This is a genomic window from Mesorhizobium sp. B3-2-1 (assembly GCF_006439515.1).
In the GTDB taxonomy this organism is placed as follows: domain Bacteria; phylum Pseudomonadota; class Alphaproteobacteria; order Rhizobiales; family Rhizobiaceae; genus Mesorhizobium.
The window spans coordinates 1-1,330 of record NZ_VFTI01000070.1; the positions used below are offsets into that span (position 1 = coordinate 1).

Here is a 1,330-nt window from a genome sequence, read left to right on the forward strand (position 1 = left end):
TGTCCAGCGGATAGATGGGTAACAGAATGAACCGGATACATAGGTAACAGTTTTCTCCCCCTAAGATGCGGTTGCCGCAGCGCCAAGCGGTCCGGTTGGCGCGGCGCTGCGGCGAACCAGTTTCATGTGCTTGTCGTCGATGAAGCCGAGCGGATGGGCGTAGAAACGCATGGCCCACTTGCCGTTCTCGGTCTCCTCAATGGCGATCGGTTCGCCGGCCAACGTGGCCGAGACATAGATCTCTGTGCCTCGCCATTTGACGGCGCCATTCTGGCGCACGCCGCGCACCGCTGCCTCGGCCGGATAGTCGGGTTCAGGAGCTGTCTTCGGCATCGGCCGGGTCGAGGGACGGTAGTGCTGCGCCGGGGTGTCCATGCTAAGCGCCTCGTGCGGACGCTCCTCATTGTAGCTGCGCCGAAAGTCCTCGAAAGCCTGGCTCTGGGCCGCCCTGTCGGCCGCCGGTTCCTTGGCCATCGGCAGCATGGTCAGGTGGAAACGCTCATGACGTCCGTTCTGCTGCGGCTTGCCTGGCTGGATGCGCTCCAGAGCGATGCCGAGCTTGATGAAGCGCACCGCAAGCGGCGTCAACCCTGTGACGCCGGCCGACGCAAATGGCGGGCCGTTGTCGCTTCGGATGCGATCCGGCAGACCGTTCTCCTCAAACAGCCGCTCAAACACCGGCCACGCCTCCTCGTCGGCCGTCGAGCCCGTCGCCTCGAGCCCCAGCAGATAACGGCTCAATGCATCCATCACCGTCAACGGCTCGCAGCGCCATCCGTCACGGGTCCGGAACCACCCCTTGTGGTCTGCCGTCCACACCGCATTCGGCTCCGCAGGCTCCGGCCATGGCCCGTTGCCCTCAGCCCGCCAGCGCCTGCGCCGGCGTCCCACAAGACCGTGCCGCTTCAGGATCTCGCCTGCCGTCGAGACCGCCGGCCAGTCGCAGCAGGGCTCGCTGCGTCTCAGGCGCGCAATGATCTTCTTTGGACCCCACAGCGGATGCGCTTGCTTCTCCGCCAAAATCCGATCCACCAGCTCCGCTGCCGTTGCTCGGCCGTGCTCGAGCGGCGCCCGCGGCAGATCATGCAAACCTTCCGGGCCAAACTCCCGATAGCGACCAAGCCATTTGTAGCCGCTCTTGCGCGATATGCCGTAGGCCCCACAAAGCGCGCTCATCGTCTCCTCGCCGGCCAGGCAATCCACTACAAACCGAAGCCGCTCGTCCATGATGCCAGTCGCTCGCCAAACCATCGCCGGTCCTCCCGGCGGACAAGAAAACTGTCACCCATGCTATCGGTCCATTCTGTTACCTATCTATCCGGTTCGGACA

At 64.3% G+C, this 1,330-nt stretch carries 1 protein-coding gene; it reads right to left on the reverse strand.

The window, feature by feature from the left end; all coding sequences use genetic code 11:
* Positions 1-60: 60 nt before the first annotated feature.
* Positions 61-1,251 carry an integrase core domain-containing protein gene (locus FJW08_RS32240; RefSeq protein WP_140813756.1) on the reverse strand — a complete coding sequence of 397 codons (1,191 nt, stop codon included), beginning with the start codon at positions 1,249-1,251 and terminating at the stop codon, positions 61-63.
* Between the last annotated feature and the right edge of the window lie 79 nt (positions 1,252-1,330).

Excerpts from the sequence above, each read along its gene's own strand:
- FJW08_RS32240 (WP_140813756.1), bottom strand. The coding sequence starts at position 1,251 with ATGGTTTGGCGAGCGACTGGCATCATGGACGAGCGGCTTCGGTTTGTA.